Source organism: Ruminiclostridium papyrosolvens DSM 2782, assembly GCF_029318685.1.
GTDB classification, from domain to species: Bacteria; Bacillota; Clostridia; order Acetivibrionales; family DSM-1351; genus Ruminiclostridium; species Ruminiclostridium papyrosolvens.
Genome location: NZ_CP119677.1, coordinates 4,199,833 through 4,224,227, shown reverse-complemented (window position 1 = coordinate 4,224,227; position 24,395 = coordinate 4,199,833). Strand labels below are relative to the sequence as shown.

At 36.0% G+C, this 24,395-nt stretch carries 22 protein-coding genes; 17 read left to right on the top strand and 5 right to left on the bottom strand.

The features are described 5' to 3' along the window. The first annotated feature begins 9 nt into the window (after positions 1-9). Entirely contained in the window at positions 10-2,895 is a 2,886-nt protein-coding gene (locus P0092_RS18630) for a hypothetical protein (protein ID WP_004620573.1), read from the top strand. 150 nt (positions 2,896-3,045) lie between these two features. On the opposite strand, the gene P0092_RS18625 is transcribed toward P0092_RS18630, so the two are convergent. Continuing rightward, positions 3,046-3,642, bottom strand: a complete 597-nt coding sequence (locus tag P0092_RS18625) for a LysE family transporter (protein WP_004620574.1) — start codon at positions 3,640-3,642, stop codon at positions 3,046-3,048. A gap of 135 nt (positions 3,643-3,777) precedes the next feature. On the opposite strand from P0092_RS18625, the gene P0092_RS18620 reads away from it, so the two are divergent. After that, positions 3,778-4,332 (top strand): helix-turn-helix domain-containing protein, encoded by a 555-nt coding sequence (locus P0092_RS18620; RefSeq protein WP_004620575.1) that lies wholly within the window; start codon positions 3,778-3,780, stop codon positions 4,330-4,332. A 29-nt stretch (positions 4,333-4,361) separates the two neighbouring features. Here P0092_RS18620 and P0092_RS18615 read toward each other — a convergent pair whose 3' ends face one another. The 3 genes from P0092_RS18615 to P0092_RS18605 all read right to left on the bottom strand — a co-directional run bounded on the left by P0092_RS18615 (position 4,362) and on the right by P0092_RS18605 (position 7,159). Next, positions 4,362-5,210 (bottom strand): PIG-L deacetylase family protein, encoded by an 849-nt coding sequence (locus P0092_RS18615; protein WP_004620576.1) that lies wholly within the window; start codon positions 5,208-5,210, stop codon positions 4,362-4,364. Between the two features lie 14 nt (positions 5,211-5,224). Next, positions 5,225-6,274 carry an SIS domain-containing protein gene (locus P0092_RS18610; protein WP_004620577.1) on the bottom strand — a complete coding sequence of 350 codons (1,050 nt, stop codon included), beginning with the start codon at positions 6,272-6,274 and terminating at the stop codon, positions 5,225-5,227. Positions 6,275-6,424: 150 nt separating this feature from the next. Next, on the bottom strand, positions 6,425-7,159 hold the full coding sequence (locus P0092_RS18605) for a GntR family transcriptional regulator (protein ID WP_004620578.1): 735 nt from the start codon (positions 7,157-7,159) through the stop codon (positions 6,425-6,427). Between the two features lie 373 nt (positions 7,160-7,532). Here P0092_RS18605 and P0092_RS18600 point away from each other — a divergent pair, with 373 nt between their 5' ends. The 15 genes from P0092_RS18600 (at position 7,533) to P0092_RS18530 (ending at position 22,878) form a co-directional block, all read left to right on the top strand. Beyond that, positions 7,533-7,709, top strand: a complete 177-nt coding sequence (locus P0092_RS18600; RefSeq protein ID WP_276186989.1) for a hypothetical protein — start codon at positions 7,533-7,535, stop codon at positions 7,707-7,709. Between the two features lie 32 nt (positions 7,710-7,741). After that, positions 7,742-9,013: an endo-1,4-beta-xylanase gene (locus P0092_RS18595; RefSeq protein WP_004620579.1), complete on the top strand. Its 1,272-nt coding sequence runs from the start codon at positions 7,742-7,744 to the stop codon at positions 9,011-9,013. 282 nt (positions 9,014-9,295) lie between these two features. Then, entirely contained in the window at positions 9,296-9,607 is a 312-nt protein-coding gene (locus tag P0092_RS18590) for an Os1348 family NHLP clan protein (RefSeq protein ID WP_004620580.1), read from the top strand. Next, on the top strand, positions 9,607-10,266 hold the full coding sequence (locus tag P0092_RS18585) for a hypothetical protein (RefSeq protein WP_004620581.1): 660 nt from the start codon (positions 9,607-9,609) through the stop codon (positions 10,264-10,266). The genes P0092_RS18590 and P0092_RS18585 overlap by 1 nt, the downstream gene beginning before the upstream one ends. A 44-nt stretch (positions 10,267-10,310) precedes the next feature. Then, entirely contained in the window at positions 10,311-11,570 is a 1,260-nt protein-coding gene (locus tag P0092_RS18580) for a DUF6365 family protein (protein ID WP_004620582.1), read from the top strand. Next, positions 11,567-12,775, top strand: a complete 1,209-nt coding sequence (locus tag P0092_RS18575; protein WP_004620583.1) for a polysaccharide pyruvyl transferase family protein — start codon at positions 11,567-11,569, stop codon at positions 12,773-12,775. The genes P0092_RS18580 and P0092_RS18575 overlap by 4 nt, the downstream gene beginning before the upstream one ends. 61 nt (positions 12,776-12,836) lie before the next feature. After that, on the top strand, positions 12,837-13,751 hold the full coding sequence (locus P0092_RS18570; protein ID WP_004620584.1) for a hypothetical protein: 915 nt from the start codon (positions 12,837-12,839) through the stop codon (positions 13,749-13,751). After that, a complete protein-coding gene (locus tag P0092_RS18565) occupies positions 13,748-14,590 on the top strand; it encodes a sugar phosphate nucleotidyltransferase (protein ID WP_004620585.1) in 843 nt (280 codons plus the stop codon). Before P0092_RS18570 ends, P0092_RS18565 begins: the two co-directional genes overlap by 4 nt. A gap of 67 nt (positions 14,591-14,657) precedes the next feature. Further along, a complete protein-coding gene (locus P0092_RS18560) occupies positions 14,658-15,560 on the top strand; it encodes a radical SAM protein (RefSeq protein WP_004620586.1) in 903 nt (300 codons plus the stop codon). Between the two features lie 6 nt (positions 15,561-15,566). Next, entirely contained in the window at positions 15,567-16,808 is a 1,242-nt protein-coding gene (locus P0092_RS18555; RefSeq protein ID WP_004620587.1) for a DUF6365 family protein, read from the top strand. Between the two features lie 37 nt (positions 16,809-16,845). Continuing rightward, complete coding sequence (locus P0092_RS18550) at positions 16,846-18,522, top strand: B12-binding domain-containing radical SAM protein (protein WP_004620588.1); 1,677 nt, start codon at positions 16,846-16,848, stop codon at positions 18,520-18,522. Positions 18,523-18,575: 53 nt separating this feature from the next. Beyond that, on the top strand, positions 18,576-20,282 hold the full coding sequence (locus P0092_RS18545) for a B12-binding domain-containing radical SAM protein (RefSeq protein WP_004620589.1): 1,707 nt from the start codon (positions 18,576-18,578) through the stop codon (positions 20,280-20,282). 157 nt (positions 20,283-20,439) lie between these two features. Next, the gene (locus P0092_RS18540; RefSeq protein ID WP_004620590.1) at positions 20,440-21,243 is read left to right on the top strand and encodes a MerR family transcriptional regulator; all 804 of its coding nucleotides are present in this window, start codon (positions 20,440-20,442) and stop codon (positions 21,241-21,243) included. After that, entirely contained in the window at positions 21,236-22,138 is a 903-nt protein-coding gene (locus tag P0092_RS18535) for an ABC transporter ATP-binding protein (RefSeq protein WP_004620591.1), read from the top strand. Before P0092_RS18540 ends, P0092_RS18535 begins: the two co-directional genes overlap by 8 nt. Then, entirely contained in the window at positions 22,135-22,878 is a 744-nt protein-coding gene (locus tag P0092_RS18530; RefSeq protein ID WP_004620592.1) for an ABC transporter permease, read from the top strand. Before P0092_RS18535 ends, P0092_RS18530 begins: the two co-directional genes overlap by 4 nt. A 440-nt stretch (positions 22,879-23,318) precedes the next feature. Here the strand turns inward: P0092_RS18530 and P0092_RS18525 are convergent, their stop codons facing one another. Next, positions 23,319-23,828, bottom strand: a complete 510-nt coding sequence (locus tag P0092_RS18525) for a helix-turn-helix domain-containing protein (RefSeq protein WP_004620593.1) — start codon at positions 23,826-23,828, stop codon at positions 23,319-23,321. Positions 23,829-24,395: the final 567 nt, after the last annotated feature.

Below are 24,395 nucleotides of genomic sequence, written 5' to 3'. Positions count from 1 at the left end.
GTTAAATACATGATTAATAATAAGAAAAGTTTAAAGTTACTCTCTGGTATATTAACTACAGCTATGTTATTGACGGGACCGGTATCCGGCGCTTTTGCAGCCGGAGGTACCCTTCCCGGGGCAGCATTTAGTGCTGTACAGCTTGAGTCTGCTCAAACTAAGGAAATGACTTACTATAAAACAGGGGATGCAGGTATTCCGTCAGATATTCAATGGGTGGAAAACCCTGACGCACTGGATTATCTTCCTAAAGCTGTAATAGGTGATGTAAAGTGTGCTGTTAAAGATGCAAACGGTGTTTACTGGATTGGAACTCTTAACGGACTTCAGAGAGTTGATTTTAAGCAGAAGGATTCCAGAGATATTGTACAGTATATGGCAGGCCCACGCTATCTGTATGGCGGAGATGATGTTGTAACGGCTGTAGCCAGCGATAACAAAGGCGGTGTATGGGTTAAAACAGCAAGCGGTGTTACTCATATTGCTATGCCTGAGAAGACTATGCTTGAAAAGACATATGTATACTCAAAGATGACAAATGATTTAAATGACAGGTTTGGTTTGGTAGAAGGAGCCGGATTTACATTCTCCGATTCTGCCTCCACAGCTGTTAACTATGGCTCCGAAACCGGAAATTATGTAAGCAGCGCCAAAACCAGTGATAATGACGGTTTGTGGACAGCAATGTATGCAATAGGAGAGATTTTCAGGTATAAAACCTTAAAGGAGCAGTATGGCTCAAATGCTACTGAACTTCAAAAGGCGGAGATTGCCGGAGCAAAGGCTGCTGCCCTCAGAGCCAGCAAGGCAGTTCTACTGCTGGACTATGTTTCAGGAAGGGATAACGGTTTCCCATGCCGCTCCTTTATGCTGACCAGTGAAGCAGCAGCTCAGACTTCCGATGGTACTGATTATGGCTTGCAGTCACAAAACGGCTTATGGTTTCATACTGTAATCGGACAAGCAAATCCAAATGGAATTATCCCCAGTATGAAGAATAGTGAGGGCAAAGACCCAATAGGATATGGAATTGTACGTGTTACAAAGGATGCCATGACTAAGAAAGGCTCAAGGCTTTTCCCGTCAGGCGGCTATGATGTAATGAATTATAATGGTCTTGGACTTAGCCAGGCGGCCATTGATGAACTAAATCTCACACGGGATGACGGAGCAAAGCTTGGAACGGATATAAAGACAAAGGTTGAGAAGTCACAGGAGGTATATCAGGTACTCCCTGTCATAACTACTGCAACCAATAATAAATATAATGTGGTAGACAGTTCCACCAATGCTGCAAATAAACCATTATTTCAGCTTACCGTACCTGTTTATGAAAAAATACCAAAGATATTCAATGACTTGTTCCCTACCAGTGCAATAGGGGCAGACGGATATATTGACCAGAATCAGATAGTTTACAAGGCAGATACCTCTTCTGATGAGGTTGATGGGCATTACGGATTGTTTTTTGCAGCATATAACTATCTCTGTGATGATGATAGTGACCCTCAACTGGCTGAACTCAAATCCCTCATTTCAGATACAACAAGAAAAATGACAAAACTAATACTTAAAGATGACCATTATTATGTAGAAGATGCAACCGGGAAATCAACACAGTGGTCAAGATGGTTGTCCAAGTACTTCAATGACGGTTTGTCAACTATGGAAAAGCAGGCTGTATGGGCAAATCATGTTGGAGTGGATGAAGCTGGAGAGGATGCACTTTCCTACGGCTTTGAAGACGGACCACTGAATGTTCTGCAGATAATGGCAATGCTGAAAACCGCTATTAATGTGACAAATCCTGCACATGTAGAGGATATAGCAAACTTCCAGAAGGCATATGACATGGCATATGAGGCAAGCTACAGTAAAGAGGAGCCTTTTGAAAGCCCTAAAGGATATATTCAGGTTGCTAAGGAGTACATACAGAGAAGATTAATCCGTCAGGCTACAAATGCATACGGAATCAATGACAATAAAGTAATAGACCCTGCAAATCCACCATATTCAGGTGATGTGGAGGATGATTCCAATATAAATGCAACAATACACAACGACTGGACCCAGTACATTAACTACTCTGATGAAAATCTGGGCTGGCTGCCGGTATTCCAGCTGATTCTTCAGGAAAAAGACCCTGCAAGATATGCACAGATAGTGGAAGCCTATGACCAGTGGTATGAAAATGAGAAGCGTGAAGAAAATCCATCTTACACATTTTTATATCAGATGGCTCACCCGGAAGATACAACAGTTGACCTGAAATCTGCGGTTAGATTCCTGTATCGTATGCCTCAGTACAGAGTTGATTTTGCAGTACAGAACAACAGACAGGATGTACTGTATATAGAGCCCGGCGACAGAGATGATAATATTCAGATGAACTATGCTGTTGCACCGGATGAGAGATACATACACAAAAACAATAATAACCCGTTTGAGTCAGCTAACGGAAACTATACTGCTAATTCAAACTTTAATTACGCAACAGGTGAAATGGAAGGCGGTCTGGTATTCACTATACCGTACTGGATGGGCAGATATTTCGGAATCATCAAAGAAGCTGATAATGCTCATGCTATGTACTCACAAAAGCTGATGAATGTTGCTGTTACGGCAGACAAAAATGAAGTTACCTCAGGTGAACAGGTCAGCTTGACAGCTACAGTTAACGATGAAAGTAAAATCTTAGGCAATGTAATAGTAGATTTTTATGACGGAGCAACCTGGATAGGAAGAGCCAGAACAGAAGCAGATGGTACAGCAACCCTCCAGACAGCGCCGACAGCAAATGCAAGCTACACAGCTGTAGCTGTTGAAAGACTCATTGGAGAGACTATGTATTTACAGTCAGCAACAGCTGCCCCGGCAGAAGTAATTTTAAAATAACAAATCCCATTTACCCTTCATATAAAAATAAAAAGTGCCGGAATTACATTCAAAGTAATTCCGGCACTTTTTTTTGTGTAACGAATGCTACTGTGCTACATGTGGTTCCGGAAAGCTTGTAATTTTTTTCTTGTTAATTCATCAATGTATCTAAAGTGTTTTTATAACTAAGGAAACAGCACAATATGCTAACAACAATGCCAAAAGAGCATTAACAATTTTTGTATGCTTTGAAATTATTTTTTGAAATACTACGCCAAACACAGTCCAACAAGCTGTACAGAAAAAGGAAGCAAAAGAAAGCGGAATACAAAACATTATTAAAATTAGAGGTGATCTGTATTGCGGTAGAATAAATGTTGAGAAAACAGTTATTCCATATAAAATCGTATTGGGATTTACAAATTGCAAAACAACACCCTTAAAAAATAAATTTCCTTTTTCTTCGTTGTAATTGCTTTTTGTATCAGGATTGCTTCTGAGTGTATTCCAAGCTAACCACAATATATATGAGGCTCCAACCCAAACCATAATTGGCTGCAAGTCAGGAAAAATATCAAATATAATCCGGCTGAAAAAGCCACATAAAAGCAGTACAACGAATACACCTGTAGATACGCCAAAATTAAATAGGACACTTTTCTTAAATCCAAACTTTCCGGCATGGGACATTGATAGGATTGCATTCGGCCCCGGAGAAATATTGGATACAAAAACATATGATAAAAATTCCAAAAGATTTGCCATTAAAAGATTCACCTCTTTACTTCATAAATTCCTCGTGATACACTTTATAGTACACAAAGTGTACAGTATATTGCGTCGTGCACTATGATGGTATCATACGTGCATTATATTGTCAATTGAATAGGAGGTGTTTTTATGGATAATCTTAGTAACATAATTTCTGAGAACTTAAAAAGAGTAAGAGAAGAAAAAAAGCTGAGCCTTGATACAGTGGCAAAGCTTTCGGGCGTGAGTAAAAGTATGCTTGGTCAAATTGAGCGTTGTGAAGTAAACCCAACAGTATCAACTATGTGGAAAATTGCAAACGGGCTAAAAGTATCTTTTTCGCAATTAGTCAATCATACAGAAACGAATGTTGAAATAGTAGATATTAAAAATCTTAAACCATTGCTTGAAGATGAAGGGAGAGTAAGAATTTATCCAACTTTTTCTTTTGACAGCACTCGTCGCTTTGAAATATATTCTTTGGAATTTCAAACGAATGGATATTTATCAACAGAGCCTCATTTACAAGGTGTGCAAGAGTTTTTAACAGTGTACAGTGGAGAACTGACAGTTACTGTAGGCGAAAAGAGTTTTGTTGTCCATGAAGGGAAAGCAATACGGTTCAAAGCCGATGAACCCCACAGTTATAAAAACACCGGAGGGGCAAATTGTTTGCTTGATATGGTTATTTTCTATCCGGATTAGAACGTGGTTATGACTTATTTTTTTAAAAGCTAAAGTATATTGGAAAGTCTGTCTTTAACATCAGCTTTAAATCTGTCAATATATCCAAATACATAATCCATTATATCCATGTCTGGATTTTGAATTAAAGGAGTCAAATCCATTGCATACATCAAAGAAGAAGCTGTATCTGTTCCGTGTGAGGCGTAGTAGGTAGCATTGGCAAGCCTTCTGCCGGTTGTAGCTAAATCGTATCTCTTTCCGCCACATATCTGTGAATCAAAAACACCAAGGAGTGAGGCTGCTATATTTGGGTGCGCTGAAACATCGAAAACCGCTTTTTCCTCATCATTCATCCAGTCAAGACTTCTCCATACTTCGCAGCCGTACAGCTTTTGGGGCTGAACGTCGGCAGGCAGCTCTCTTAAAGCATGAATGACCTTTGCAACTACACCTAAATGGGTGTCATGCTTATCAGCAAGATTGTGTGTATAGATAACCTTTGGCTTTGCAGCAGAAATTAATTCTTTTAGTTCGTTGACCAAAGCTGTATTTTTGGGGTTTTTCACATCAGCACTGTTATAGTCAAGCAATGCCAAAGCTCCGTATTCACCCACAAAGGCAGCCTTTTTCTGTTCAAGCCTTCGAACTGTTTGCATTTGTTCATCGGTATATTCGGCGTACAGGCCAGCCCGTGGGCTGCCTGCGCCATTTGTTACAACTACGGAATAAAACCATTTATCTTCCTTGCCGAAGCATTCGAGAATACCATCCTGAGCCATAAATTCAATATCGTCCTGATGTGCCGAGACAGCCATATGTGTAGTTCTGACGATAGCTTCATCTAACTGCTTGTTATCCGGAATGTAGAATTCAGCACCTTTATTTTTTAATTCCATAGTACACGCTCCTGTTACTTAGTAATTGTTACTTTGTTAAGACCTCTGGGACAATCGGGGTTTAAGCCTTTTGTCAGTGATAGGTTACATGCAAACATCTGGGCTATAACCACGTTATAAAACGGAGAAATCATATCATTATCAGTTTGTGGAATTTCAAAGGAACAGTTACCCATTTCAAGTACTTCCTTGCTATTGGAAATAACTATAATTTCGGCCTGACACTCCTTCAATTTATTAATCATCTCAATGATATCCTTTAAAGCAGGCCCTTGGGGAGCATATACAAAAACCGGCATATCCTTTTCAATCATGGCAAAGGGGCCGTGGTGAAAATCAGATACTGAATAGGCCTTTGCACGTACATAAGAGGTTTCTTGGATTTTTAGTGCTGCTTCAAGGGCTATTGAATAATTCATACCTCTGGTAAGTATAAAACATTCATTCATATAAAGATAGCGTTCAGCCTTGTTTTTAATATGCTCGGCAGAAGTTAGAATAACTTTAGTGATGTTTTTGGGAATAAGAGAAAGCTCCTTTTCCATAGTCTCATTACCGGACCATGCGGCAACCAGCAGAGCTATAAGATATAGCTGAGATGTAAATGTTTTTGTTGCCGCTACACTTTTTTCAAGACCTGCATTGCAGAAAAGATGGAACCTTGATTCAGTGGCAAGGGGAGACTGAGTATCATTAGTGATACTGACTGTTGTTGCGCCGCAGCTATTTGCACTTTTTATAACCTCAAGAACGTCAGCAGCTTTTCCTGACTGGGATATTCCTATTACCAGGCAGTTTTTCATATTTAAATGCTTGCCGTAGGTAGTAAATATAGAAGGCGCAGCCAGTGCTACCGGTATTTCCAAAGCGTATTCAATAATGTATTTTGCATATACTCCTGCATGATCTGAAGTACCTCTTGCTGCAATTACTACAGATTCAATATGTTGCTTTTTCAAGTGTTCAACTATATTTAATATAACAGCTTCGCTTGAACTCTTGCACCTTTCAAGAACACTTGGTTGTTCCAGTATTTCTTGCCACATTTTTGTCGTATTTGTCATAACCATTCCTCACAATCCTATGTATTTATTATAATTTGTATATATGTATAGAGGTATATACCAGTTAATTATAATTTAGCATCTGACTGCTATAAAGTCAAGCTGATTTTATTATAAAACCAATAACGAGGCAATGGTGAAACTGCTTCGTTATTGGGGAGTTTTATTATTATAAACAAAGACATTGTATTTATATTCATCAGAACGATATTTAGAGTCTTCATAAAGCAATTTCAGGTTGGAATCAGTGTGAACAACAGAGCTGATTTTTAATACAGGAGTACCGGAGGCAATTTTGAGAAGTTCCTTATCTTCAACAGATGCTTTGCCTGCCTCTATAACATTTTCAAGGTAATCAATTTTATATGAATATTCTTCTGTCAATATCGTGTACAGTGATTCTGTCAAATTACAGTTATCCAAGTTGGGACAGTACTTTTCAGGTATGAAATTTTCTTCTATTGCCACAGGTTTGTTATTGGCAAATCTCAGTCTTTTAATATTGTATACCCAGTCATTGTCGTCTAATTCCAATATTTTCAGAATGTTATCCGGCGCTTTTATCTTTTCGAGACGGAGAACCTTGGTCATTGGCAGCATACCTTTGTTCTTTACTGTTTGGGAAAAACTAGTAATATTTCTCTGAGCCAGTTTGGATTTTGAAACAAAGGTTCCTTTACCTTTTTCCCTGTACAGTGTGCCTTCCTGTACCAATTGTGTCAATGCCTGACGAACAGTCATACGACTGATGCCTAAGGAGTCGCTTAATTCTCTTTCTGAGGGAATCAGAGAATTTTCCGCATACTCACCGGTGTTTATCTTTTCTATAATTTTGTTTTTTAGTTGATAATAAGCCGGAATAGGGCTTTTTTTATCAATATACATTTTTTCACGCCTTTATAATCTGACATATTTTATATATTGCTTCTTCTAAAAAAATATTAACATACAATCAAAAAAAAGGCTAGACCAAGGGTGGTAAGGTTTGGTAATTGCACCTGATAAAAAATACAGAGGCAATTTGAAATTCAACCCAAATATAGTATAATATAGTTATAGCTATATAGCAGTATTTTCTAATCAAATTATTTATTCGATGCATCGGATATTATTTCAAACCAACAAGTAAGATTCTTATCATTGTACCATCTTCTGTAACAGTAGAGAATATCCCTGAAAATAGTAAGCAATGTTTCAAAAATGAGAAACAAAAGATACGGATACTGCCGGTTAACGGGTCATTTGTAAAACCTCAGATTTGAATATAAAAAAAATTAATATAAATGGAGGTGAATCTTCAAGAAAAGTAGGTAAAGGTTGTTTGTTTAATACCGGCACAATATTGTTTAGCACAAGAGAAGCCTTGCAACCATTAGAGGACACAGAATACATAATTTTCTATAGGTTAGCAGGGGCAGATATGGTATCTGCATAAGCACTATAATAAAATAAGAGGAGAGTTGATTTATGAAAAAAAACAGTTTCAAATCCTTAACAGTGGCGCTTTCTGTTTTACTGACATCACTGATGGTGTGTTCAGTGACAGTTAATGCAGCTACTCCAACAGGCAAAAGGTTAAAGGATGTTCAAAGCAGAGTAATGGTGGGAACTGAGTTCTCTAGTGGGTTCACTAACATGGATTCCACGTTTTTCAACACTGCTACTCCGGAATTTAATATTGTAACTGCTGAAAATTGTATGAAGTGGAGTGACTTAGAACCTTCACAAAATAATTTTACATGGACAGAAGGGGATAGGCTTGTGAACTGGGCTAAGGCTAACAATTATACAGTTCATGGACATACCTTTGTTTGGTACAATCAAACTCCAAACTGGGTACAGAACCTTAATGCCAACGCAATGGAAGCTGCAATGAACAATCATATTGACAAGGTAATGGCCCACTACAAAGGTAAGATTCCTATTTGGGACGTAGCTAATGAATGCTTTGAGGACAACGGAACCTACAGAAATTCCTTCTGGTATAGAGTTATGGGTAAGAGCTATATCGAGAAAGCATTCATTCGTGCTCGTGCTGCTGATCCTTCTGTTAAGCTAATATACAATGATTACAATCTTGAGTATACAGGTCCTAAGTCGAACGCTGCCTATGAGATGCTCAAAGACTTTAAGAGCCGTGGCATACCTGTAGATGGTATTGGGTTCCAGATGCACCTGGATATACAATATGCAATTGACTATAATGACTTCGCTAAGAATATGCAACGTTTTGCAGATTTAGGCCTTGAAATATATATAACCGAGATGGATGTGCGTGTATCCAGCAATACTAATTCGGCTGAGCTGGATAAACAAGCCAGTTACTATAAGAATATCATTGAAAAATGTATGGCACAGCCTGCTGTTAAGGCTATCCAATTCTGGGGCTTTACTGATAAATATTCTTGGGTACCAGGAACATTCCAGGGCAGAGACAATGCTTTACTCTTTGATAAAAACTACAATCCAAAATCAGCTTATTATGCAGTACAAGCAGCGCTTGCTACAACTCCTGTACCTAAAGTAATATATGGTGATCTTGATGGCAACGGTAGTGTTGATGCTATAGATTATTCACTATTGAAACAGTATTTACTGGGCGCAATAACCAAATTTCCGGCTGAAAATGGTTTAACTGTTGCAGATGTAAATGCCAGCGGCTCAATAGATTCCTTAGATTTTGTTATTATGAAGCAATATCTTACCGGATTGATAACAAAATTCCCCGCACAAGAGTAATTATATTAATAAAATTTAAAACAAAAATGCCAGTTTGCTTATGCAGACTGGCATTTTTGTTTTGTAAATAAATAATGTAAAAATACCATAAAAAAGCTTTTTTAAAGTGGGATTTTATCACATTTTAAATTTTATTTTTAGTAAAATTTTCCTATTGACTACAAAAAAATCAGATGTATACTATATTTATTGTAATAATTTACAATAAATGTATGTTTTGTAGTTTTATTGAAGGTATATGTTGGAATTTGTTACATAATTAATTAAGAGGGGATGTTAACAATGACAGAAGATAGACTTAACGAAAACGAGATGCAACAATCTAGCGGAGGGACTGAAATAAGTCAATTAATTACCAGGGCTATAAAAGATCCGGAATTTAAAAAGCAATTATTAAACGATCCGGATAGTGCAATGGAAGAATATGAATTGACTGAAGTTCAAAAGCTTATGGTAAAAACATTAAGGGAAGAAGATTTAAACAAGCTTACAGTTGAAAATTTAGAGGAATTTTTTTCAGCAGACTCCGCAGTGTACACGCCTAGCCTTGAAGGAGAAATGGAAACTGATATAGCAGGGGAGGATGACATTTAATGATAATCAAGACGGATTACGATAATCCATTGAAGTTAATTAAAAGTCATGACGAAGAAATAGTACGTACTGTGTTGCTCATGGTACGCATGAAAAATCGAACTAATGAGTTTCGTGAACGACTGGGTAAAGCGTATAGAGCTACTCCTGATAATATTGAATTGGCTTTTGTATTTGGAATGTTTCAGATGCTTTCTATTGAGAAGGAAATTAGTTTATCAGCAAAAATTTTTGTAGAGGAAGCACTAGAAGCGTTTGACAATATTTTATTAGTTGAACCAGGCTATTGGTTGGTTAGGATACTAAAGGCAAAGTTGTATTCTATGCTTCCCGGTAGCTTGGTAGATGATGAAAGTATTATAAACGAACTGCAGACATTGATTGAGCTACAAAAGAAATCTGAATACAAGTCCTACTTTATTGTCACATACATAATGATAGCGGATTTTTTATTTTCATTTGCCGAAAAGCAAAAGTCTTGGGATTATATTATCGAAAGTAGCAACTTGAACAGATTTCCAGTAGATGTGTTGCCCGATTTACTTGTTTCGCCTTTAAAAAATTTTGAGAATAAGCTCCGTATATCTGGAGAGACAGATATGGCAGATAAGATAAAATATATGGGTCAAGATCTTTTTGGGAAAAATTACTTGAAATAATACAAGACACTAACTCTAATTGTTTGATATTAAGGAAGTTAATTATGATCAAAATAGTATTTGTAGTGCTGGGTGAGATTTCGGCGGGTGAACTTACAATAGCTTATGAATTTGCAAGTCGCTTGCTGCCTAATCAATTTGATAGTTATTTTCTTATTCCTGAAAAAAATAAATCCTTTTTAGAAGATAATGGCATGAAGTATTTTGCTCTAAGTATATGGGAGGATCCAGAAAGAAATAAGAAAAATATTAACAAGTTTCTGAATAATATTTCACCGGATTACTTCATCGTTTCTGATGTTTATACACTTGAATACTCACAGGCATGGACAGGACTCAATTACAAAAGTCTGCAAGAATATGGTGTACCAATCATTGGTATAGATGAATACGAATATCTGAGTACTGATTACAATATAGACTATTATGGCGGAATAGTCAAAGCAGTACCTGATTTACTGGACCACTGCGATTATGTCCTTCGAAACTGTCCGCTTAATACTGTACGGCCATCAAAACCTAATGTTAAATATTTTAGCCTATGCCGGAATAATCTAAGTCTAAATTCTATTGAAAAGTACAAGATCAGACAGGAATTAGAGATAGATGATGATGAAAAGGTGATTTTTATTCCTAACTCAAAATGGGAAATGTTAAATGTTCATAGACTTCCCGCATTAGGAGTATTTCAAAAAAGTCTTCCAGTCTTATTGAGTAATTATTTATGCTCGGTACACGGTAAAATCACTATACTTCATGTTGGACCTGAAAAATGGACTGGGATTGAAAAAAGCAATGTAAAATACCACAACTTTAATTACCTACCACCTCAAATATTTAACTCCTACCTATTGGCTTCAGACTTATTCATTACAACAAATGTAGTTTCAGTAACACTGTCAAGGGCAGTTTTTGGAACTGTTCCCAGCATTGTTTTTCAAAACTATAAGCGGATTGATTTTTCCAAATTGAAAGGTAGGGTAAATCAAATGGATGATTGGTATCAAAAACTGGCAAAGGACATCAAAATTGCGTATCCGTTTCGCGCAGGTATCTTTGGGTGGAGTAATTTTTTAAAGCCGGTTCTGCAGGATAACGGGTATGTCAATACATATGTTGAGTCACCATTATTTAAAGTAGCCGAAACAATGGAAAAATTAGAACAATATCTTTATGATCAGGAGTCTATAAATAAACTTAAAGAACGTCAACTAAATTATATAGACAATGTACTTTCTTTACCTGGGCCTGACAAAATTATGTCGGATATTATAAACAAAACCCGTGGAGGTGACTTTGAGTGAAAATAGGACTTCTGGGTGCATATGGCATAGATAATACAGGAGATAACTTAATAGCGCTAGCTACGAAGCATGCCGTAGAGGAACTTGTTAATGATGCGGAAATAACTATATTTTATCCTAATTTCAGTAAGTTGTTTGGCAATCGGCGAGGAGATATAGTTGCTGACGGCTGGAAAAAGGTAGATATGATGAGTCGGGGATTTTGGGAGGAAGTATCTGAGTATCAAGCTTTGATTATTGGTGGTGGAGGTATTTTGCTTCCTGTACCTGAATTTGAACCTTTCCTTTTATATGGTTCTCAAATTGATCATTCATTACTTCCGAAAACTGCGTGGAATGCTATAGGAACACAATGGATTCCTCTGGCAAAGCCGAAAATTTCCGAATGGTATAAAAAGTTGAGGACTGCAACTCAGCTGTTGGATTATGTAAGTGTTCGTTCAGCTACTACGTATAGGATTTTAACACATGCTGAATGCCCAATGGAAAAAGTTAATCTTGTTCCAGATCCCGTTATTAATTTAAAATTTAATGATAGTGAAAAAGTCAGAGCAAGTCTATTAGATAAGTTTCCCATTGATAAAAATAAACAGATAATAGGAGTTTCTATAGGGCCTGAGCTTACCAAGCCTCCATTAAAAGATTTTATGATTGACTTGGCACGTGCCTTGAATTACTTGCAAAAAGTAGTTCACAGGAATATCCAGATTGTAATTTTTCCATTTGGTCTTATGTACGGAGACAGTCAGGCATGTTTACAACTTGCAGAGCTTTGTCCGGATAGTATTCTACTGAAAGATGTGACGGAGGCTAAAGAAATATGGGAACTGGTAGGACTGATGGATGTATATTTAACGGTGCGTTTACACGGTATAGTTGCTGCGCTTTCACACGGAATACCCGCTCTTGCCCTAGATTGTTATCTGGCAAATGATACCGCAGGTAGTAAGCTGCGTGATTTTATGTGGGAATCAGAATTAGAATCATATTATCTTTCTCCAATTATTTCAATTTGCGGTGACCCTCAAATGAGAAGTTTTACCGGAACCCTTGGTGCTCGTAATACATATAAGGATATTTTAAGAAGGATAGAGGAGTTGTTGATTCCTGAAAACCGAACAATATGGGAAAAAGTATCTCAAAAAAGAAAAGAAGAAATCAAAGATTACATTAAGGATATGGTTGGATTTTTAGATTTAATTTAAAGCAAATGGTTTCCAGTGGTAATATTATGACTTTACCTTAAGGAGGTGGAGAATTCTACATATGGACGAAATTATTAAGAAGAGTTTGGAGATACCTTTTGATGGAAATATGAAAATAAAAGCTGGTAATAATCAAAAATACAGAATAAGTATGAAAAATGACCATTTAAACAGGGATGGTAAGATAGTTAAAAAGCAAGAATTAATTTCTACTGTACAGCGCACTATTTTATCAATTCCTAAACCTTTTTTGGCCATTACAAATTTTTTGTGGGAATCAGTGGAGTATACAGATAAGCCGGGTAATAAACCGATGCGATGGACATTCGCTGAGGGACTTAATTTCCAACATAGCCTTTTTTGTACCCAATCTCATGAAAAGTTAAAAAAAATTTTACCAGATGATACGATTTTAAGCAAATCATTTCCTGAAGCATTTGGGCTGCCCCTTTTATATCAAGATCTTCCAAGACTGCCGAGCGTTTATCTTTTGATGATGCAAACCTTTGATGTTATGGGGTTTGAAACCTTTGCATCGGTTATATGTTCTAATGCCCATTGTTTTGATAATACGGGGGAACAAAAACAATTAGATTACCTGTCAAATCAAAAAGTTGAGATAGGCGTGGGCTTATACTCTGATTCATCATTTTTTAAAAATGGTAAGTTTCTTTGCAGATATATCGGTTATGGGTTGTATCGCAATAAGCTTTGTTCAGCTTTTGAGTATAGCTGTAATGAATCTAAAGTAAGAATTGAGGATAATGAAATATCTTCCGGAGCAATGAGGGGAGGACATTCATACTATTCAGGTCTTATATATCTGGATATAGATACAGGCTTGCCTGTGATGGCAACTATGCTTGAGAGCTATGTTGCTGTTCAAAAAAATAAAAGTGCTGACGGAATAACAAAAATTCCAATACATGTAAGAAGACGTGTTGAAATGGAGCTTATATTAGAAGATGCTCAATGAAAGGAATGATATTTTTGGATGATTATGAGAAAAATTTGGTTGGTATTATTCCTGCGGGAGGATTTGGAAAAAGAATGATGCCATTTAAAATGTGGAAGGAATTGATTCCAGTTGGCTATAAAATCTGTTCAGCGTCTGAGGAGAACGGAGTTGTTCCCAAAGTAGTTGCCGAGTACACATTAGAAAACATGTTGTGTGCAGAAAGCAAAAAAATTGTTTTCGTTATTAATGATCAAAAAACAGAACTTCTGCGCTTCTTTGGAAATGGAGAACAATATGATTCTAACATTGCCTATGTATGCCAAGATAGTAAGACGGGATTTTATGGATTACCATTTGCAATAGATGCAGCTTATATGTGGACAAAGAATCAAACAGTACTTATGGGTATGCCTGATACTATTAATGAACCGTTAGACTGTTTTAGCCGATTAGTAGAAGTACATGGCGAAAATAAGGCTGATCTTACACTAGGAGTTTTTCCAACAGATCATCCATGCCGTCTTGCACCTGTCATCCTCGATGAGAATACGGGCAGGGTTTTGAAAATATACGATAAGCCAAAAAAAACTGATGTTTTTAATACGTGGAATATTGCCGTATGGTCAAGTAATTTTACTGAACTGCTGCACTTAATGGTGAAAGATTTTATGAGCAGTGAGCAGAATAAAAAAACTGAAATGCTATTAAGCAATATATTTAATGCTGCTATTGAAAATGGTATGAATGTACATGGTGTGTATTTTCCTGATGGAAGGTGCCATGATTTAGGAACTCTTGAGGATTTGATAAAAACACGAAGTCAGATAGAAGGAATAAATCAGCATGAATGCTATTGAATTGAGTTATTTAAGTTGAGATATAAACAAAATAAGAATTATATTAAATCATGCGAGGTGAAAAAATATGAAAAGTTTAAGTGTACATTTAACTGACCAGTGTAATAACTCCTGCAAATTTTGTGTAGTAAATTCCTATCAGGGTCAGCAAGAACACGTAAATCTAAAAGTTGTTTTTAAATATCTTGAAGAAAATGCTAAAAATGGATATGAAAGTGTAAATATTCATGGTGGCGAGCCGACTATTATTCCGGAACTTATTCTAATACTGGATAAAATAAAGGCATTAGGATACCCTACAGTTTCGTTACAAACAAATGCTCGGATGCTTAGTAATATTGAATTTACAAAAGAACTTGCAACCAGAGGGGTAGATCTTTTCGTAGTATCAATTCATGGGAAAGATGCCAATATGCACGACTTTTTTACTACTGTTGAGGGAAGCTTTGAGGAAGCAGTGAAAGGAATAAAGAATGTAAAAGCCTTAGGAAAAAAAGTACGGACAAACACTGTTGTGTGTAAACAAAACTACTCCCAGCTTAAAGATATTATTAATTTTGTTATTGATATTGGAGTAGACCACGTCAATATATCATCAATTCATCCCACCGGAAAAGCATTTGAAAATTTTCATCTTGTAGTTCCTAAACTAAGCGAGTGTATTTCCTCAGTGGAGGAGGCTGTTGATACGGCCATAGGAAGGAACATGGTTGTGACGCTTGAAGGCTACCCGCCGTGTATGTTGGGGGAATACAACAAATATGTAATAGGTTGGGATGATATACATTTCAAATTGCTATTCCATAATATTGTTTTACAGGATTATGAAGTGTTTATGAAAAATGAAACACGAAGAAAAGGAGATCCCTGCAATAAATGTGTCCATGCTTCTAAATGTGGAGGCGTCTATAAAGAATATGTATATTATTATGGATGGGACGAATTTAAACCTGTTATTTCGGAGGACTAGCTTTTTATGAATGTTTTATTTATTGTAACTAGCTACTGGGCATATGGAGAGCTGTTAATAGCATTACAATTCGCAAAAAGAATCCAAGTAAAAGGATATAAAGTACATTTTTTAGTACCTCCTTCTCATGAAAAGGCATTATCATCCTGCAAAATCCCATATACTATACTTATTCCTAAGGCTGGACGCATTAATCAAGTTCTCATTAAGGATTTAGAGAATACATTCAAACCTCAATATGTAATTTTATCAGACTTTATAAACTACTATTTTTGTGAAAAACACTATGGTCTGAAAGTAGAGGATTTACATATTTTTAAAGGAAAGTTGGGAACGTTTGACAACTTTGATTGGGCTTTAAAAAGAAGGGGAATGGACACATACGGCTATAAATCAAAAGTGCTGGATGAGGTAGATGTAAAAAACTTTGGTTTTAGAATAGTTCCATGCCCTATTGCTAATCCCTCTTTACAACATGAAAAAGAACAGAACAAATTCTATTATCCTTTAGTGGACGAATTTCTTCCCTATGACAGACAAGTAAAAGAGAAAGTCAGGAAAGAGCTGAACTTACCTTTGAATAAGCCGATTGTTCTTGTTACATCAGCGGTTTGGCAACAAACACATAAATTGTATCCTCATGTAGAAAGCTTTGTGGAAGCATCGAATAAGATATTTGCAGACACAATTATCAAATCTGTAGATAAAGGTATAATACTCTGCGTAGGTCCTTCGGAACTTTTTAATCAAAAGGGACTTACATCGGATGTAAAAACTTTTAGTGGACTACCTCCTGAAATTTTTGAAAAGTATGCTATAGCTTCTGATTTATTTTTATCTCGTAATATAACCTCAACGACACTGGCTAAAATAGCACTTTCAGGGATTCCATCCGTGGTAATTACAAATTCGATATTTTTTAAACAAGGTAAAAGGCAAGATATAAATTTGCCATTTAAACCTACGGAGCAAGTGAATGAAATTTTAAATAAACTGGATATATGTTACCCCTATAGTATGTTTCCTGTGGGATGGCATACATTCCTTGAACCTCTTGTACGACAGAATCCATATATGGACGTTGTCATTAACGCTGAGCAATTCGATGAAGAGGATACTATCCAAAAAATAAAGAATATTCTTGAAAATCCGGGGGTATTGGAAAAGTTTCAAATACGGGCTAATAAATATCGTGAAATTGTTGACAATCTCCCCAAGCCGGATGAGGTACTTAAACAATTGCGTTAATTTGTATACAATGTCTAAATAAAGAAAGGAAATAAATATGATTCGGAAAGTTTGCTTTGTACTATCCCCATGTGAAAGTGCATATCAATACCCGGCACAAACGCCTCTGCCTCCAATAAGTATGGGAATATTATCAGGGTATCTTGCTAAGAAAGGCCTGGATGTTGAAATACATGATTTGAATTCTGTTATATCTAAAAGGTCAAGCGACGACTTGCAAAAAAATAAAATCGAAATTATATATGATTATAATGCTGTGTTGAGCTATTTGAATGGTACTCCAAACAGCGAGATAGATAGCCTAATTGCTTCACTGCTTAGCGAAATAAATATAGATGATTTTGATATTCTGGGAGTATCATTGGGCGGAGATTTTTCATTTATGCAGATTCATATAGCATTTTTAGTAGGAAAATTTATAGAAAAAAAATATGGCAAAACAGTACTTTTCGGAGGAGGTAACATTAATTATCTATATATATTTAAAGATGTTTTTTATCAGCTATGGGAAACCATACTAAAGCAATTCAACTTTGTAATCAAAGGAGCCGGAGAAAAAGTAATCTGGGACATTATCTGTGGTCTCAATCAAGGAAAGCAGCCTGAAGAATTAAGAAATATCCGAGGCTTAGTAAATTTGAACGGGAGACAAATTTCCGACAACCCAGAGTATGCACCTGAAATTGTAAAGCCAAGTTGGGATGGCATGTCTACAGACTATTATTCTAAATATATGTTTGATGAAACAGATAATTATAAAAATACGGAAAAAAACATGTTGTTTTTTTACAAGTGGCCCAATGTAGGTATAGATAGCTCGGGACAATTAGCTAATTACTATAACAGGGTAAAAAATAAAGATGCAGTTCCGCGATTAATGATCCCATATATATTTAATTTCAATTGTCCCTATAAATGTGCTTTTTGTACACAAAGCGATTATGACAGAGGGAGTGTAATAGGGGGAGAAGTTGAAAATGTATTTAATGACATAACAACTTTAATGGACAAATATAATACTAAGTATTTTTATTTCCTTAACAATGCTTTTAATTATTCTGTGGAGTTCTCAAACAGTTTTTGTAGAAAAGTTATACATGAAGGTACAAAGTTTTACTGGTCAGATTGTGCACGCTTCAATAATATGACTTATGAAAGATTGGAGCTTATGCGCAAAGCCGGTTGTATAAAATTGACCTTTGGTTTTGAAACCGGAAGTCCCAAAATACTTAACTTAATTGACAAAAAACTTGATATCAGTCACAGTGAGCAGGTTTTAAAATGGTGTCATGAGTTGGGAATATGGGCAGATATAGAAATCATTGTAGGATTGCCCCAAGAGACAGCGGAAGACTTCAAATATACCTATGATTATATTGAAAAAAATCGTGAGTATATTAACTATTTCTGGGTAAATGAGTATTTTGTAGTTCCTAATAGTCTCATCGGCAAGTATCCTGAGCGGTATGGCATAAAGCTTATGAAAGATTACACAGGATACGAAGAGCTTTTGAAAAATAATAGAAATTATTTTTCAAAAGAAGGACAGATATCAACAAAAAATGCTAAATTATACGGGTTTAATGAGCTCGAAGGAAGAGAATATGAACAAATACTTCTTGATAATAACAGCCGTATATCAATATTAAATAAAATTCAAAGGAACGAATTCAATGAAGTAAGTCAGTTTTACAGAATGCTGTTAGCTAAATAAGACAAGGTTCTTATTCTTTGAGAATTTTGTGTAGTAAAGGGGATAATGATTAAATGATAAAAAATATATGCTTTTTGATGGCTCCATCTGAATCTGGATTCCAGTATCCTGAAAAGATGTCAATGTTTCATCTGAGTTTGGGATTTGGAGTATTATCCGGATACTTAAGGGGAAAGGGTCTGGAAACAGGAATGTTTGACCTGAATACAAAACTATCTGAAAGATTTAACAATCAAGAATACAAATCCAGATTTGAAAAGTTTTTTGATATCGAAACAGTTTTCAGTTACCTGAATGGAGAAGCTAACAAGGAAATCGATGAAATTTTTTCAAGACTTCTTGAAGGAATTGATTTGGACAAATATGACAGTTATGGTATTTCGGTGGGTGCTGATTACTCATTTATGCAGATACATTCAGGCTTTATGCTGGGCAAATTTCTGGAAAATAATTTTGGAAAGCCTGTTTTTTTTGGAGGAAATAATGTTTCACTTATGTATATTTTCCGTGATATGTTTTTTGATTTGTGGAAAGCTGTACTTGAAAACTTTAAATATATTGTTAAAGGTGCTGGAGAAAGGGCTATATGGGATATTATTTCAAAAATTAATGATGGCGAAGATGATTATGCAATAGAAAATGTAAGCGGGCTGGTAAAAATGATAGGCAATGATATTATTGCAAATCAAGAATATAGACCACTTGTATTAAGGCCTGACTGGGACGGTATGGATTTGAATCATTTTTACAGACATATGCAAGAAACGACCGGAAACGATGAAAAAGCAAGAAAGGCTAATTCGGACAATCTACTTCAATACTTCAAATGGCCGGGGGGATTTCCGGGAAGTCCGGGACAAATGGTAAATAAATATAACAAGCAAAGAGGTGAAAATATTCGACCCAGAATAATTATTCCCTATATATTTAATTATAATTGTCCGTTTAATTGTGCTTTTTGTACACAGAGCGATTTTGACAGGGGAAGTGTTGTTGGAGGTAATGCAGATCAGGTGTTTAATGATATTGTTGAATTGATGAATAAATATAACACTAATTATTTTAATTTTGTTAACAATTCCTTTAATTACTCTGCAAAATTCGTTGATGATTTCTGCAACAAAGTTATTTCTGAAGGTGTAAAATTCTATTGGTCAGACTGTGGCAGATTTAACAACCTGACATATGAGAGGCTGAGAATTATGCGTGAAGCAGGGTGCGTGAAGCTGACCTTTGGACTTGACACAGCCAGTGAAAAAATGCTTACTCTTATAGATAAAAAGCTTGATCTTGCACAAAGTGAACAGGTTTTGAAATGGTGCCATGAATTGGGAATTTGGACTGATATTGAAGTGATACTGGGAATGCCCAACGAATTTGATGAAGATTTTGCAGATACATATAAATATATAGAAAGAAATTATAAGTATATAAACTACTTCTGGGTAAATGAATATTTTGTGGTGCCTAACAGCTTAATAGGAAGATATCCTGAAAAATACGGGATTAGGCTTATAAAAGACTATAAAACCTATAGGGGTATTTTGCAAGAGAATGAAAAATACTTCAGAATGGATGAACCTCCGTTGACCCATAATGCAAAGCTCTATGGGTTTGATGAAATAGAAGGAAGAACATATAATAAAATAGTTAAAGATAACAACAGGCGTATAGTAGAATTAAATAAACTGCAAAATAATGAATTTGCCGAAGCAAGCAAGCTTTTCAATATGTTATCTGTAAAGGAATTGAATGTATAATTATTTAAAGGCATAAATTCTACAAAAAGGATATAACATTCAAAGTATTATATGAATGTTATATCCTTTTTTATTTACATATATTCTGGAAAATTTTTTATTTTCCTCTTGTTTGTGACGTTACGTAATATAGTATAATCATTTTAGGAGGGATAGTATGGAAAATGAAGACAAAAATATATTTACAGTTGGTGAACTTGCTATAAAAGTAGGAGTGACCATACGCACTCTTCAATATTATGACAAATGTGGCTTGCTTATCCCTGAGTACACCGAAGGCGGAAGACGTATATATAAGCAGCGTGATATTATACGCCTCCAACAGATACTTTTTTTAAAATCATTAGGTTTTTCACTTGTTGAAATTCGTGACCGTTTGCTATCAAATGAGTGTCCCGAGGAACTTGAACGTATACTCACACAACAAAGAGATATACTGTCCTCACAAATAGCCTATTTACAAAATATAGAGAACATCATGGAAAAGGCAATTGTAGAGATTAAATCTGATGGAAAAATTGGAATAGACAAATTCGTTACAATTATGCAGCTAATGAGTCAGAGAAACCCATATGCCTTTATGCTTCGATATTTTGGTAATGAGCAGGTAAAATATATTTTAGAGAGGTTTGATACTTCTGCACGTGCCACCGATTTTGCTCGAAACTGTGAGAAAATTTTTACAAAGATGATAGATTTATATCGAAAAGAATATGATCCTATAGGAAGAGAAGGACAGGAATTAGCAAAGGAATGGTGGGAAATGGTTACTACTTTTACCGGAGATGATACGGTTTTATTGAAATCACTTATGTCAGCAGGTCTGGATATAGAAAATTGGCCTGGCGAAGTACAGGAATTTAAGCAAGCTACACAGATGTTTTTAGAGCAGGCTTTAAATACATTTCTCAAGAATAATGGTATTAAATTGTCCGATATGGGGGTAAAACAAAATGATTGAAGTCAAAGGTTTAACAAAGCAATACGGCAATATATTTGCCGTGAGCGGCATTAGTTTCAAAGTACAAAAGGGAGAAGTTTTTGGGCTTTTAGGCCCGAACGGGGCAGGTAAAACCACCACTCTGGAATGTTTAGAGGGAATTAGAAAACCGGATAGCGGGGAATTGAATGTTGCGGGATGCAATCCACTATCAGACGGACGTAATCTGAGACGTAATTTAGGAGTACAGTTGCAATCTTCCTCACTGCCGGACGGAATACGTGTGGATGAGGCTATGTCACTTGTATGTGCGTGGCATGGGGTACCGGTAAGATTTGATCTTTTTAAGCGCTTTGGTATAAATGATTTTTCTAAAAAACAATACCATGCTCTTTCTACCGGACAAAAACGACGGTTGCATTTGGCATTATCTCTTGCAAGCAATCCCAAAGTGGTAATATTGGATGAGCCTACAGCGGGGTTGGATGTACAGGGAAGGGCTCAACTCCATGATGCTATTCGAAATTTAAAATCTGAGGGTATTACTATTTTACTGGCTACCCACGATATGGCTGAAGCAGAGATGCTGTGTGATCATCTTGCCATAATGGTAAAAGGGAGAATTGCTGTTACCGGAACTCCTGAACAAGTAACGGCGGTGGGGAATACCGAAACTCGTATTGTGATACGCACCAAAAATAATAGCCTGTTGCCGGGGCGTGATATAGGCAGTGCCAGATTTATAAGGGCAACCGAAGAATATGTGGAGTGGGTATGTAGTGATGTAGCAACATCCGTAATGGATATATTAAAACAAGTTCAGGCAGCAGGAGATACTACAGAAGATTTGCGTGTACAAAAACCTTCTCTTGAAGAAAGATTTCTTGAGTTGGTAGACAGGAGGGAACGTAAATGAAAGCATTTTTAACTTATCTTTGGATACAATTTAAGATAGATATTCGTGAGAAGGGAACACTATTGACATTTTATGTTGTTCCATTAGCTTTTTTTCTTGTAATGGGCGCTGTATTTTCATCTATAACCCCTGAGGCTAAAAATACTCTTTCTGCTTCAATGGGTATTTTTGCTGCTACCATGGGTGCTGTTTTGGGTATACCTACACCATTTGTTAAAATGAAAGAATCCGGTGTACTTAGAGCCTTTCGCGTAAATGGGATACCGGGTTTCGCTGTATTGTTCATACAGATAATAAGTGCATTTTTGCATTTGCTGATAGTGTCTGTCATTATTTTAGTTTCAGCCCCACTAATTTTTGATGCAGGTTTACCTCAAAATTATGGTATGTATTTTGTCAGCCTTATTATCTTTCTTATTACAAGTATTTCAATAGGAGTTTTAATCGGAGTTACGGCAAAAAGCCATTCCATTGCGACTATGCTGTCTCAGGCAGTATTTCTACCGTCTCTTATGCTAAGTGGTATCATGTTTCCTACATCAATGCTGCCAAAACCACTTATATGGTTAGGAAATATTTTTCCGTCAACACATGCAATGAAGGCATTTTCAACACTGGCGTATAATATTAAAACGGACTACAGTGGTGCGTTTGCTTTAACAATAGTAGCCCTTACGGGTCTTATAGCGTTCATCATATCAATTTGGCGTTTTCAAGTGTCAGGTAGGGAATCTAGATAAATATAAGGCTTATGGGTAGCAAAGTGATGATGCAAAACGAAATAATTTTCAGTTTTGCATCATCACCTGACCTACACTATAGCTTTTTATTTATTAAAGCTCCAACAGCCATTTTTCAGCTTCTTCTTTACTTTCATACAATCTGAAGTGATTACCTTTGTTGGTTTCCGATAAAAGTATTACAGTTATTTATATTGTAAGAAGAAGTACAAGGAAGTACTTGAAGATATTTTATCTCTTGAAGCTGCATTTAGTGAATAGCATTTAGAGAAAAAACATATTATGAATGGGGGCCAATACCTTTAGAGGCCTCTTTTGAAATCAAATAAAAAAAGGCTATGTCATAACAAATAGTTGATAAATGGGATTTTTTGTAGGAGAGCCTTAAAAACCCTCCTACAAACTGGAAGTCTGAACTGTACACCAAAAGTATAGCAGGTTTATGATTTCTTCCGTGTCAAGAAAATTCCAACGATTGCCCCTATAAGGATAATCGGTGCTAATCTGACAAACAGCCATTCAAATGCGTGAAAAGCTACTCCGAAAACGGCGGTTTCAGGGTCATTATAACTCCAACCTAAGTAAGGACTATTTAATACTATTAAGACCGCAGAAATTGTTACTATGACCGTACACAATGAGATAAGTAGCCAACGAAGTATTTTTCTTCTCGTGGTCTTCCTTTGTGCAAGTTGTAAGTTTATAATTTCCAGTTTTTCGGAAATCGCTTTTAAGTCATCAACTTTCGACTCAATAACAGTTTCCCCAAGCAAAGTGCTTACGGGTGTTTCAAGCACTTCCGATATGGAGATTAATATATCAGAATCAGGAACTGACAATCCTTGCTCCCATTTAGAGATTGTTTGTCGCACCACATTCAGCTTGATAGCAAGTTCTTCTTGCGAAAGTCCTTTTGATTTTCTGATTGCTTTAATGTTTTCGTTTAACATTAGGGATAACCTCCTTTCTTTCAGTCGTTACCACTATTGTATGAGGAATTGCCCGTTGCTACAAGCAACGCATATTAACATTTAAGATTTATAGTCGTGGCAGGCTGTTGAGTATATTAGCGAGGAAGAACTAAGGCTCGTAAAATAGTTCTATTTATCTTCTTTTTTAACCAACAAAAAGATGTTCCTTTTCTCCGCATCACTTTCTTTGGCATGGTTTACTCTGAGATTGGAAACTACTTTGTAACAATAAATTCGCCATCCTGCCTTTTTGACAAAAGGTTATTAGTCGTGCATTCTTTATCCACATTTTTACTGAATTCCATTCTGCAATCGTCTAAATTATAAGATTGTATCGGAATAACAATGACAAAAAAAGATACCTTTTATCCAATCATGTGGAGGTTATTTTAAGAAAGTTGTTTTTTCAAGCCTTTTATTACATTAGGTTCAATTTTATATGGTTATATAAAGCAACCATTTAACAAGTCTTGTGGTTTCAAAGCGTGTTTATTAAGTAGTAGAATAATGTCATAGTTTAAAAAATATTTGTTGAGGAGGAATTAA